The 12,441-nt window shown below is 40.0% G+C and carries 10 protein-coding genes; 5 read left to right on the forward strand and 5 right to left on the reverse strand.

What is annotated here, in order from left to right; all coding sequences use genetic code 11:
• Window positions 1-50 precede the first annotated feature (50 nt).
• A complete protein-coding gene (gene hemW, locus BLS38_RS12245) occupies window positions 51-1,205 on the forward strand; it encodes a radical SAM family heme chaperone HemW (protein WP_092750017.1) in 1,155 nt (384 codons plus the stop codon).
• A 12-nt stretch (window positions 1,206-1,217) separates the two neighbouring features.
• On the opposite strand, the gene aroE is transcribed toward hemW, so the two are convergent.
• On the reverse strand, window positions 1,218-2,021 hold the full coding sequence (gene aroE, locus BLS38_RS12250; RefSeq protein WP_092750019.1) for a shikimate dehydrogenase: 804 nt from the start codon (window positions 2,019-2,021) through the stop codon (window positions 1,218-1,220).
• A 195-nt stretch (window positions 2,022-2,216) separates the two neighbouring features.
• On the opposite strand from aroE, the gene BLS38_RS13310 reads away from it, so the two are divergent.
• On the forward strand, window positions 2,217-3,713 hold the full coding sequence (locus tag BLS38_RS13310) for an OmpA family protein (protein ID WP_092750021.1): 1,497 nt from the start codon (window positions 2,217-2,219) through the stop codon (window positions 3,711-3,713).
• Window positions 3,714-4,143: 430 nt separating this feature from the next.
• Here the strand turns inward: BLS38_RS13310 and hemF are convergent, their stop codons facing one another.
• Window positions 4,144-5,106, reverse strand: coding sequence for an oxygen-dependent coproporphyrinogen oxidase (gene hemF / locus BLS38_RS12260; RefSeq protein WP_092750023.1), 963 nt, complete (start codon window positions 5,104-5,106; stop codon window positions 4,144-4,146).
• 113 nt (window positions 5,107-5,219) lie between these two features.
• Window positions 5,220-5,840, reverse strand: coding sequence for a GTP cyclohydrolase II (gene ribA / locus BLS38_RS12265; protein ID WP_092750025.1), 621 nt, complete (start codon window positions 5,838-5,840; stop codon window positions 5,220-5,222).
• 297 nt (window positions 5,841-6,137) lie between these two features.
• Between ribA and dxs the strand changes: the two genes are divergently transcribed.
• From dxs to BLS38_RS12280, 3 genes are all read left to right on the forward strand, one after another.
• A complete protein-coding gene (dxs, locus tag BLS38_RS12270; RefSeq protein WP_092750027.1) occupies window positions 6,138-8,063 on the forward strand; it encodes a 1-deoxy-D-xylulose-5-phosphate synthase in 1,926 nt (641 codons plus the stop codon).
• Window positions 8,064-8,177: 114 nt separating this feature from the next.
• Entirely contained in the window at window positions 8,178-9,008 is an 831-nt protein-coding gene (locus BLS38_RS12275; RefSeq protein WP_092750029.1) for an inositol monophosphatase family protein, read from the forward strand.
• A gap of 368 nt (window positions 9,009-9,376) precedes the next feature.
• Entirely contained in the window at window positions 9,377-11,281 is a 1,905-nt protein-coding gene (locus BLS38_RS12280; RefSeq protein WP_092750031.1) for a DEAD/DEAH box helicase, read from the forward strand.
• A 60-nt stretch (window positions 11,282-11,341) separates the two neighbouring features.
• Here the strand turns inward: BLS38_RS12280 and BLS38_RS12285 are convergent, their stop codons facing one another.
• Entirely contained in the window at window positions 11,342-11,764 is a 423-nt protein-coding gene (locus BLS38_RS12285) for a ClpXP protease specificity-enhancing factor (protein WP_092750033.1), read from the reverse strand.
• A 9-nt stretch (window positions 11,765-11,773) separates the two neighbouring features.
• On the reverse strand, window positions 11,774-12,427 hold the full coding sequence (locus BLS38_RS12290) for a glutathione S-transferase N-terminal domain-containing protein (RefSeq protein ID WP_092750035.1): 654 nt from the start codon (window positions 12,425-12,427) through the stop codon (window positions 11,774-11,776).
• Between the last annotated feature and the right edge of the window lie 14 nt (window positions 12,428-12,441).

Consider the following 12,441-nt stretch of genomic DNA (forward strand, 5'->3'; position numbering starts at 1 on the left):
AGCATGTTAAGATTAACCTTGAAAAACTGATCTGTAATTGAGTTGAATTTTTGACTGTATTAAGCCCCCAAAGTATCCCGTTATCTTTATATATTCACATGCCGTGGTGCGTAAAAAAATGCCCATACTGTGACTTTAACTCGCATACTGTGCCTGATGGCACATTGTCTTTAGATTTAGAGCAACAGTATTTAAAGGCGTTGGTTGAAGACTTAACTACGCAATTTGAATACGTGCAAGGGCGTGAGATTGAAAGTGTTTTTATTGGCGGGGGTACACCGTCACTCATTTCTGCCCGTGGTTATGCGTGGTTGTTTGAACAGATTAAAAGTAAAATTAACTTCACATCAGACTGTGAAATTACTTTAGAAGCCAACCCGGGTACACTTGAGCATCAACCGTTTGAAGAGTATTTAAATGTAGGTATAAACCGTTTGTCACTTGGAGTGCAAACCTTTGATGCTGTACATTTAAATAAATTAGGCCGTATTCACTCGGCAGACAATGCAACTGATGCCATACAAAAAGCCAAGCAAGCAGGTTTTCGCCGTGTAAATGTCGACTTAATGCATGGCTTGCCTGAGCAAACCTGTGAGCAAGCACTATTTGATTTAAAGCAAGCGGTAGAACATGGAGCAACACATATTTCTTGGTATCAACTCACGATTGAACCGAATACTGTTTTTTTTCGAACCCAACCCATTTTACCGCATGAAAACACTTTAGAAGACATACAAGTCAAAGGTGAGGCTTACTTAACTGCTCAAGGTTTTAAGCAATACGAAGTGTCTGCATGGCGAAAAGAAGCACCTTCTCGGCATAATATGAATTATTGGCAATTTGGTGATTACTTAGCAATTGGTGCAGGAGCGCATGGTAAAGTGACGTTGCCTGATGGTGTATACCGTTTTCAAAAGACCCGTTTGCCAAAAGATTATTTAGTACAAATACCCGCCCCGAATATTCAGTGGCAACAGATTGTAGCTAACGATATGCCTTTTGAATTTATGATGAATGTATTGCGTTTAAACGAAGGTATTCATGCGCAAGCCTATACGCAGCGCACAGGGCTCTCTCTAGCCCATTTACAGCCAAAAATTAAGCAACTACAACAACAAGAGCTACTTTGTGATGATGCTGATGTGTTGGCCTGTACCCGCAAAGGCCATTTGTTTTTAAACAGCGTGTTAGAGCAGTTTTTGTAGGATATTGTGTTGCTACTTTAAGTTTAAAAAGTCTGCTAAATTGGGTTTACAACCATTCCAAATCTCAAAAGAAACAATTGCTTGACCCACAAGCATGCCAAAGCCATCGCTGTAGGGAATGCCACGCTGTTCAGCCTGTGCTAAAAATGTAGATGGTTTGCCATAGGCCATTTCATAGGCATGGCTAAATTGCAGTGCATCGGGGAGTATTAACGCATCACCTGAAAGTGAGGCAGAAGTTGCATTAATGACTAGATCAAACTTACCCGATAAATGCGCTAAGTCACATGCTTTTATTGATGTAGGGGTAACGAAATCTTGTAAATCTTCAACGAGCTGAGCTGCTCTTGCATAAGTGCGGTTCGCAATCACAATTTCTGTGGCACCAGCATGTGCGAGAGGTAATACCACGCCACGGGTTGCACCGCCTGCACCTAAAATCAAAATTTTTACATCTTTTAACGACCAGTTGAGTGCATGAATCGCATCGACTAAGCCTTGTCCATCGGTATTATCGCCGTAGATTTTTCCGTCTTTTGACCACAGCGTATTTACGGCTTTTGCAACTTTAGCACGCTGAGTTAATACATCACATAATAAAAAAGCATCTTCTTTGAAGGGTACAGTGACATTCATACCTTTACCGCCATGTTTAAAAAAATCGAATACAGTGGCTTTAAATAGTGGTATTTCTGAAAGTATTTTTTCGTAACGTAATGCGATATTTAATTTTTTTGCAAATGCATGGTGTAATTCAGGTGAGCGAGATTGTTCTATTGGGTTACCAATGACTGCAAACTGTTTAATTTGATACATATGCTTGATTTCATGTCTTGAATAACGGGTATGTAAACATATCATAACAAAAAGATAATTATAAAAACGATAGTTGTCGATTATTTAGGCTAAGATAAAAATGAGTGTTTAGTATAAGAAGTAAGCGCACGTTGCAATAAATAGCCTGTTGTGTAGGCAAAAACAACAACCTAAATAATAAATTTGGAGTTTATAATGTCAATAAGTCCCATCGAACTACTTAAAGAAAAGGTCACACCACAGATTGTGAGTGACCAACAGTTAGAGGTTGATGCAGATAAAAAAGCATCTTTATTAGCTCAGTTTTACCCCATTCTTTTATCTTTATTACATAAATTTCCAGATAGAGTTGATTCTATTTTAGCCAATAAAGACAAAGCATTGGCAAGCTTATTTGCTGATGATGCGCCAATTACTAAACAATTAATTCATCGCTTTGCAAGTCATCACAGCTTGCCAGATGAAACAGTCATTTCTTTACTTGATCAGTCAGTTGCACCAAGTGTTGAAGCGATTAGGGAAGAAGTCGGAATCCATGGTATTCAAGGTTATCTATCACAACATTTAAAGGGTATTGCGAGCGCATTTCCTGCATGGGCTTCTGGCTTGTTATCAGAGTTAGGTTTAGGTGCAGTTCTTGGTAGTGAATCGAAATCACAACATGTGTATGTGCAAAAAAAAGATAAACCTGTAAGTGTTTTTAGAAAAATACTGCCTATCTTAGCCTTAATTATTTTAGCAATTTTAGTATTTTTTGGTTTGAAATCATGTCAAAAACCAAATGAACCTGCTATGACGGCACCATCTGCAAGTGATGTTGCATCAAGTCCATCGGCATCAATGAGTCCTAGCGCCTCTGAAGTAAAAAGTACCACCCCTGCACACTTTACGTTTGCTTCAGGAAAAACAAATACCTCACCGACCTGTTTAGCACATGTGGGTGATGATTCATTAGCAACCACAATAAAATCTTCAATACAGAAAGTCTTTGGAAAAGTAGGTGAAAATTGTAATGTCATGGCAGATACAGCCTATGCCAATGATTTACAAGGCACTACACATTTAGAAGCAATTTTAACAGCAATTCATAAAGTGCCGAATGCAAGTTTTGAATGGAAAGGTAATCAATTGGTAGTGAATGCACCAGATAAAGCTGCACTCAAAGGATTAGTTGATGAAATTAAAAGTATTGCGCCTGATTTAGAAGTAACACCTGCTGTAGCGCTGGATGAAGAGCAATCTGTGAATAAAAGTATTGAAGACAGTAAAAATGCTTTGGCAGGTTTAGGTCAACAAGCGAAACCTGAAGATATTGCAAAAGCACTTAACCTACAAATTATTAATTTCCCAACTGCATCACGAGAGCTTCCGGCTCGAAATAAAGAAATCTTAGATCAAGCTGCAACGTTGCTCAAAGAAGCACCTCATGTCAAGCTCATTGCCGAAGGCTATACAGACTCTACGGGTAATGCTGAAGTTAATAAAAAGTTATCTCAACGTCGTGCTCAGTCAGTTGTTGATTACTTGGTTGCTAAGGGCGTATCTACAGATCGATTGCAAGCAGTTGGCTATGGCGCAGAGAATCCTGTTGCAGAGAATGAAACAGAAGAAGGACGTTTTAAAAACCGCCGTATTGAATTTAAAGTGGTTGATACCGCAAATGGCCAAACAGAAGTGGTAAAAGGGCAATAATGCCATATAACACATAAATAAAAAATGCAGGCAATTGCCTGCATTTTTTATTTTATTTTCAAACATATAGTGGTTTTAAGGGTTGCAGATATCTTGTACCTTTTCAATCACGAATAATGATAGAAATAGACATAGAGAGAGACCAAAAATTATACTTGCTGTAATAGATAGACTGTCGGAGAGTACATTGTTATAGGCAAAAACAGTGCAAATTGCGATCAACATGAGGGCTGCAGTGGTTATTGTTAAAATCAGCCATTTATGTTGATGAAGGTGTTTAAGCATAATTTATATAGATCCTACACGCTTACGCTGTGCCTAATAATATTTAAGGCTATATCATAGAGTAAATACATTAAATTGATATGAATAAATTCAAATTCAGCCCTAAAAATCTTAACATAATGTAAGTGTGTAAGATCGTATTTGTTTAAATGGTATGAGATACTTTAGATGTTCCTAGATTAAGCCAGTCACGAGGCTTCAAATAGTAACTGGTTAATCGCTCTTCAGGAGAGCCTTCTTGCCAACAAGGTCTGTAGCTCCAGCTTACTGCATTGGGTAAGCTGACCAGAATAGATTCAATGCGCCCACCTGTTTGTAGTCCAAAAATTGTTCCTCGATCGTAGACTAAGTTAAATTCGACATAGCGACCACGGCGGTACAATTGAAATGCTCTTTGTTCTTCTGTGTACGGTTGTTCGCGGTGTTTTTCAAAAAGAGGAAGAATGCCATTTAAATATCCATTCCCCACGGCTTGAATATATTTAAAGCAAGTATCAAAGTCCCAACGATTGAGATCGTCAAAAAATAAACCACCTACGCCACGCTGTTCATCACGATGTTTTAAATAAAAATAATCATCACACCATTGTTTATGCTCAGCATAGACTTGCTCACCAAAAGGTTGGCATAAATCAAACGCATTTTTATGCCATTGTTGAATATCTTCATCATTTGCATAGAAAGGTGTTAAATCAAAACCGCCACCAAACCACCAAATAGGATCTTTTCCTTCAGGTTGTGCAACAAATAAACGTATATTGGCATGAGAAGTTGGAATATGCGGATTTTTAGGATGGATCACCATGGATACACCGAGTGCTTGTGCTTTAGCGCCTGCAATACTGGGGTGTCTAGCCGTGGCAGAGGCGGGTAAGTTTTTAATGTCGATGTGCGAAAACATCACGCCACCCTTTTCAATCACGGTTCCTTCTTGCAATACACGTGAGCGACCACCACCACCTTCTGCACGTGTCCAATCATCAATGATAAATTTTGCTGTACCTTGCCCTAAAGCTTCTTGTTGTTCTAGTGCTGCACAAATACGTGCTTGTAAATCGAGTAAGAAGTCTTTAACACGTTGAATATCTACATGAGATGGGTTTTGCATAACAGCCTCATAGTGATTGGTATCGTTGGCGAGTCACTATAAAAACACAAAACCATAAAATAAGTAAGGGATTTCATATGGGTAAAATCCCTTAACTTAATTTATTTTCTAATTTAAGAGAGATTATTAAAATCTTCTTCTTTGTACAGATGCGACATACGGCTCACTTTTGTTTTTAAGTAAGACTCATTAAAAGGGTTTAGGCCAACGGTCAATGCCACGCGATCACTTACATCGATGCCCAAATCAGTGAGTGCTTGTACTTTTAATGGGTTGTTAGTAATAAGTTTGACTTGTTTTACCTGTAAATGATCGAGCATAATTTTACACATATCATAGCGACGTGCATCTGCAGGTAAGTTCAACATTAAATTTGCATCTACTGTGTCATGGCCTTGATCTTGTAAAGCATATGCACGAATTTTATTGGTTAATCCAATACCACGACCTTCTTGGCGTAAATATAAAATAATGCCTTGTTCTGCTTCTTGAATCATTTTTTGTGTTGCTTGTAATTGTGGGCCACAGTCACATTTTAACGATGCAAACGCATCACCCGTTAAGCATTCTGAGTGAATACGCACTAAGACAGGCTGGCTAGGCGCTTGCGCATTGACTAGGCCTTTAGATAAAGCAACGTGTTCCTCTTTGGTTTCAGGATCTTGAAATACACTAATATCGAAGTGACCAAAAGCGGTAGGTAAGCGAGAGGTTGCGATAAATTTTATCGGCATAACATACGATCTTCTATAATAAGTAAATGCAAAAATTATAGCTTAAGCAACGACTTTGCGTAGATTAAATATACAAAAACCCACTGAAATATTTTATTTCATTAAATGTTAAAAATTAGTAATTGAATACAGGACACTTTTTTTTAGATAATTTACATGGATATGCAATAAATTTGCAGACTAAAGCACATCTTTGCATATATTACATTGAAAATAAGTGCCGATCAGATAGAATTGTCGGTTTAAATCTTACCCCCTAGCTTTGGATTTGCCAGGCTACTAAAGGCTCTGCTCCATATGTTGTATACAGAAATACCGACTCAACGTCCTGTTACGCCATTGTTAGATCAGATTAATGATCCTGAACAATTACGTCAATTTGCCTCATCACAACTTGTACAGGTGGCAAATGAGTTACGTCAATATATTTTGTATGCGGTGGGTAAAAGCGGGGGGCATTTTGGTGCAAATTTAGGCGTGGTAGAGCTCACAATTGCATTACACTATTGTTTAAATACACCTCTAGACCGTTTGATTTGGGATGTAGGTCACCAAGCCTACCCACATAAAATTTTGACAGGTCGCCGTGAACAGATGACAACAATCCGCTCAAAAAGGGGCTTGGCTGCTTTTCCAACGCGAGATGAGTCTGTTTTTGATACTTTTGGTGTTGGGCATTCTTCAACAGCAATTTCGGCAGCTGTAGGTATGGCTTTGGCGCGCCGTTATCAAAAAAAACCATGTGAGGTGGTTGCTGTGGTCGGTGATGGTGCGATGACGGCGGGTATGGCATTTGAAGCCATGAATGATGCAGTTGCACATCAAGCCGATATTATGGTGATACTCAACGACAATGATATGTCGATTTCATGTAGTACGGGTGGTTTTGCAAAACATTTGGCGGGCATTTGGCAGCAGGGGCAATTTGTTAATATTGACTTAAATGGTGAGCCTGTACTTGAGCCGTATCCAGACTGGGAGTATCGCTCAAGACTACACCAGCCTGCAACCCAAGCCACAGATAACTTATTTAAAGCCATTGGCTTTGAGTACTATGGGCCATTTGATGGGCATGACTTAGAACAAATGGTACGAGTATTTAATGCAGTTAAACAACGTAAAGGCCCACGCCTGATACATGTTTATACTAAAAAAGGTAAAGGCTTTTCTGCTGCAGAAGCAGATCCAATTAAATACCATGCCATTGCGAAAGTATCGCAAACAGTTACGACACAACCTTTAATTGTTCCTAAAACAGCACCGAAATATTCTGATGTGTTTGGGCAGTGGTTATGTGATGAAGCCAAGCGAGACACGCGCTTGTTGGCAATTACGCCAGCGATGTGTGAAGGCTCAGGTATGGTTCAGTTTGCCAAAACATATCCAGAGCGTTTTTTTGATGTCGCAATTGCAGAGCAACATGCACTGACTTTAGCTGCAGGCATGGCATGTGAAGGCATTAAGCCCGTTGTCGCAATCTACTCGACCTTTTTGCAACGTGGTTATGATCAACTCATTCATGATATTGCTTTACAAAATTTAGATGTGACTTTTGGTATTGATCGTGCAGGTTTGGTGGGGGAAGATGGCCCAACACATGCAGGCGTATATGATTATGCTTATATGCGTACCATTCCTAATCTAGTACTAATGGCACCTAAAGATGAAAATGAATGCCGTCAAATGTTACATACGGCATATCATTATGCAGGCCCTGCCGCCGTGCGTTATCCACGAGGGTCTGGTTTAGGTGTTGTGATTGAAGAAGAACTCACACTTTTAGAGATTGGCCGTGCTGAAGTGGTTCTACACATTAAAGCAAAAAGCGATGAGCAAATTACAATTTTAGCGTTTGGTAGTCGTGTTGCACCTGCAATGCAAGCTGCTCAGCATATTTTTGAGCATTTAGATGTGAGTGTGTGTGTGGTAAACATGCGTTACATTAAACCGCTCGACCATCAGCTGATAGATTCATGCAGCGATCAGACGCATTTATTTGTGACTGTAGAGGAACATGCAGTCATGGGTGGAGCAGGTAGTGCAGTCAATGAGTATATGGCTCAAGCCAATATTGTAAAACCAATCATTAACTTAGGTTTGTCAGATCACTTTTTAGAGCATGCAGAACATAGCCAAATGTTACAAGATGTAGGTTTAGACGCAATTGGGATTGCTCACAGTGTCGAGAGATCGTGGCATAAATTAATGCAGCTCATTTTGTGATTTTGAAATTATTTTAGAATAAATCCTATCTAAAATAAGGCTAATTTGCTAAAATCGTGCCGCTTATATGCATTATTCTTTGTCAAAATCTTCAATATTCAGTGTGGGTGTTTAATGGAACCGATGGTGGTCATGGCTGCAAGAGCAGCTCAATTAGTTGGTCAAGAGCTTTTAAAGGCACATCAAAATCGTCATAAGTTAGACCTACAGGTTGAAGAAAAAGGCATTGATGGCCCTGTTACACGTGTTGATCGTTATATTGAACAACTGACTATTGATACTTTACGTAAAAGCTACAAGAACCATAGCTTTTTAGGTGAAGAATTCGGTTTGCAAGAAGGACAAGGCCAAGACGCAGACTGGTGTTGGGTGATTGATCCACTAGATGGCACATTAAACTTTATTCAAGGGTTGCCACATTTTTGTATTTCAATCGCAGTGCAACATAAAGGCGTAACGCAACACGGTGTTATTTATGACCCTGTTCGTGACGAGCTATTTTCTGCAAGTCGTGGTCGTGGTGCAATGTTGAACCAACGCCGTATTCGTGTAAACGTTAAAGATAGTTTAGAAAATACATTTATTTCGGTTGGACATGCATATCGTGCTAAGCGTAGTGGTGAAGTTATATCATACGCAAAACAACATTTTGATGCCATGTTGGCAATTACAGAAGCTGGGGCGCAGTTCCGCCGTACTGGTTCTGCAGCATTAGATTTAGCGTATGTTGCAGCAGGTCGCTTTGATGGCTTTTTTGAACTTGGTTTAAAGCCATGGGATATTGCTGCAGGCGAGTTGATCGTAAAAGAAGCCGGCGGTACAGTAGTAGATGCACGTGGTGGCTCAGATTCAATGCAAAACGGTCAAGTGATTGCAACCTCTCTTAAAATGCTCAAACCGTTCATGCAAGCTGTGACACCTTCTTGGAAAGACGCTGTAAAATAAGTAATAATCCAATAAGTAAAAGGGTAATATTGATTGCCCTTTTATGTTTATCTTAAAAAGATAAAAAATAACGTGACATTTTAAAAAAAATTGCTATAATTTATCCACGCACTTCATTTCCGTTCTTTACCTGAACATTTCTCTTCTTATTATTGTGTATGCGCGTCGGTCCATAGAGGACGAACTCTCGCGCCCAATCGCTAAAAGCGATTCTTCAGGTTGCTATCGTATCAAGCGTGCGTACTATCCACATCGTCGTATCTCGGATCGCCGCTGAATCTTATAATTTCAGCTGATGTTACTGGCCGCTGTTGCCGATGTTTATTTTTCATTATTAAATGGAGCACCCGCTTTGGGTGAGACTCTCTATGAGCAAAACTTTTGCCGACTTTTTATTACACGAATCTCTTACACAAGCATTAGAGGCGCTAAATTTTACGAGCCCAACGCCTGTACAAGAGCAGGCGATTCCAGCAGCACTTGCTGGTAAAGATTTACTTGTATCTAGCCAAACTGGTTCAGGTAAAACAGCTGCATTTTTATTGCCAACGTTAAACCAACTTGCATCAAATGACGAGCTTTTGTCTTTTAAAGATCGTATGCGTGCAGTGACTCAACCAAATATTTTAGTACTATGTCCAACACGTGAGCTTGCACAGCAAGTAAGTCAAGATGCGATTGCGCTTGTTCGCCATATGAAAGGTGTTCGTATTGCTGCTGTTATGGGTGGTATGCCTTTTGGTAAGCAAATCCAACAGTTAAAAGGCGCACAAGTTGTTGTTGCAACGCCAGGTCGTTTATTAGACTTAGTTAATCGTCGTCAAATTAAACTTGATCAAGTAGATGCACTAATCGTTGATGAAGCTGACCGTATGCTTGACTTAGGTTTTTCTGAAGACCTAGAAGCGATCAGTAACTTTGCAAACAACCGTAAGCAAACACTAATGTTCTCAGCAACATTTGCTGGCCGTATTATTAATCTTGCTGAACGCATGATGAATGATCCACAGCGTATTGCAATTGAAACAGGTCACTCTACAAATACAGATGTGACTCAAACATTGCACTGGACTGATGGTTTTGAGCACAAGAAAAAACTTCTTTCACACTGGTTAAGTGATGAAAAAATGGATCAAGCTGTTGTCTTCGCAAGTACGCAAGAAGATACAGACATGTTGGCTGAAGAGCTTGCTGAAGCAGGTCACTCTGTAGTTGCATTACACGGTGCAATGCCACAAACAGTACGTACTCGTCGTTTACGTAGTATTCGTGAAGGCCGTGCACGCATTTTAGTTGCAACTGATGTTGCGGCACGTGGTCTAGACGTTCCGACAATTTCTCACGTGATTAACTTCGGTTTACCAATGAAAAACGAAGACTACGTACACCGTGTAGGTCGTACTGGTCGTGCTGGCCGTACTGGTCAAGCAATTACATTGGCAACATACCGTGAGCGTGGCAAGATTCGTGCACTAGAAGATTATTTGGAAACAAACTTAAAAGTTTCTGAAATTGAAGGTTTAGAACCATCTCCACCTCCTGCTCGTTCACGTCGTGATGGCGGTGGTAACGGTGGTGGTCGTGGTAACGGTAACGGTCGTCGCAATGGCGGTGGTGGTTTTGGTGGTGGTCGTTCACGTGATTTTGGTTCAGATCGCCCAAAACGTGAGTTTGGTGGCTCAGATCGTCCAAAACGTGAGTTTGGTAGTTCAGACCGTCCGAACCGTGATTCTGGTTCAGATCGTCCGCGTCGTGAATTTAATTCAGACCGTCCGAACCGTGATTTTGGTTCAGATCGTCCAAAGCGTGAATTTAATTCAGACCGTCCGAACCGTGATTTTGGTTCAGAACGTCCAAAGCGCGAATTTAGTTCAGATCGCCCAAAGCGTGAATTTAATTCAGACCGTCCGAACCGTGATTTTGGTTCAGATCGCCCAAAGCGTGAATTTAATTCAGACCGTCCGAACCGTGATTTTGGTTCAGATCGTCCAAAGCGTGAATTTAATTCAGACCGTCCGAACCGTGATTTTGGTTCAGAACGTCCAAAGCGCGAATTTAATTCAGATCGCCCGAACCGTGATTTTAGCTCGGATCGTCCAAAGCGTGAGTTTAACTCAGACCGTCCAAACCGTGATGCTGGGCGCTTTAATGATAAGCCTCGTTTTGGTGCTTCAGATGATAACCGCGGTAACCGTGCAGATTATAGAAAATCAAGTAAGCCAGCTGGTGAACGTCGTTCAGATGATCGCCCACGTCGTAAATTCAACGACTAATTTGACTTATGCATAATAAAAAAGCCAGTATTTATACTGGCTTTTTTATTGGTAGAATAATTATTCTACAATTTTTAGACTTGGTCTTTTTTTGACTTCTGGTGCATGTTCTGCCACTTTATCTTCCTGCATAGGTGTTTGCACACCGTCATATTCAGTTGGGTCGAAAAATAAGCCTTGTCCATTTTCTTTGGCATAAATGCCAATGAGTGCTACAAATGGCACATAAATATGCTTAGATACACCACCAAATCGTGCAGAGAAAGTAATCGCATCATTACTCATATTGAGCTGGTGTACTGCATGAGGTGCAGTGTTTAGCACAATCTGCCCATCTTTCACAAATTGTAGTGGTACATCTGTATTAGGTTGTGTTGCATCCACTAATAAATAAGGTGTGAGTTGGTTATCACAAATCCACTCATAAATGCCACGTGCAAGATAAGGGCGTGTAGGCGTAAGTTGTATTTCTTGGTCAGACATGAGTTTACTCTAGCGTTTTACAATATGTTTACTATACCTATTTTTTTCTTGTGTTGTCATGGCTTTGACAAAGCCTGTACGATTAAATAGCTTTTGTTGGTACAAAAAAATGGCACGACATTGTGTGGGTGGGAGATGTACTCCCATGTCTTCTAACCGTAGCAACATTGGGGCAATCATGCAATCTAATACAGAAAAATGATCTGACATAAAAAAAGGAAAATGTTGAAACAGCGGAGTAAGCGAGATGAGCGTATCTCTTAACTTTTTTTGTGCGAGTTGTTTTTTTTGAGGATCTAAGCTATCGGCATGACGTAGCATATGGTCAGCCAATTGAAACCAATCTTTTTCAAAGCGCCAAATATATTGACGTTGTTCAGCACGTTGAATGGGGTTGTCTGTAAAGAGTTTATTTTGACGGTAACGATCATCTAAATATTCGGCAATAATTGCAGTATTAAACAGTTTAACGCCTTGGTCTAGCAATACAGGTAAATTTTGATATGGACTCAGCGAAATAAGGTCTTCATCATCATAGTCAGTTAATATCAGTTGATGTTTGATCTCTTTTTCAGCAAGCATAAAACGTACCCAGTGTGATCTAAAATCATCTGAGTGACTGAGTAAAGTCATACTTTGATTGTCTGAAATGTCGAGTGTCATGAAAATACTGCAAG

Origin of the sequence: Acinetobacter boissieri (assembly GCF_900096955.1) — a bacterium.
GTDB classification, from domain to species: Bacteria; Pseudomonadota; Gammaproteobacteria; order Pseudomonadales; family Moraxellaceae; genus Acinetobacter; species Acinetobacter boissieri.

What these genes read in the sequence shown, in the direction of transcription:
- hemF (WP_092750023.1), bottom strand. Translation starts at nt 5,106, where the DNA reads ATGCAAAACCCATCTCATGTAGATATTCAACGTGTTAAAGACTTCTTA.
- BLS38_RS13310 (WP_092750021.1), top strand. Translation starts at nt 2,217, where the DNA reads ATGTCAATAAGTCCCATCGAACTACTTAAAGAAAAGGTCACACCACAG.
- BLS38_RS12290 (WP_092750035.1), bottom strand. Translation starts at nt 12,427, where the DNA reads ATGACACTCGACATTTCAGACAATCAAAGTATGACTTTACTCAGTCAC.
- BLS38_RS12280 (WP_092750031.1), top strand. Translation starts at nt 9,377, where the DNA reads ATGAGCAAAACTTTTGCCGACTTTTTATTACACGAATCTCTTACACAA.
- aroE (WP_092750019.1), bottom strand. Translation starts at nt 2,021, where the DNA reads ATGTATCAAATTAAACAGTTTGCAGTCATTGGTAACCCAATAGAACAA.
- dxs (WP_092750027.1), top strand. Translation starts at nt 6,138, where the DNA reads ATGTTGTATACAGAAATACCGACTCAACGTCCTGTTACGCCATTGTTA.
- ribA (WP_092750025.1), bottom strand. Translation starts at nt 5,840, where the DNA reads ATGCCGATAAAATTTATCGCAACCTCTCGCTTACCTACCGCTTTTGGT.
- BLS38_RS12285 (WP_092750033.1), bottom strand. Translation starts at nt 11,764, where the DNA reads ATGTCTGACCAAGAAATACAACTTACGCCTACACGCCCTTATCTTGCA.
- BLS38_RS12275 (WP_092750029.1), top strand. Translation starts at nt 8,178, where the DNA reads ATGGAACCGATGGTGGTCATGGCTGCAAGAGCAGCTCAATTAGTTGGT.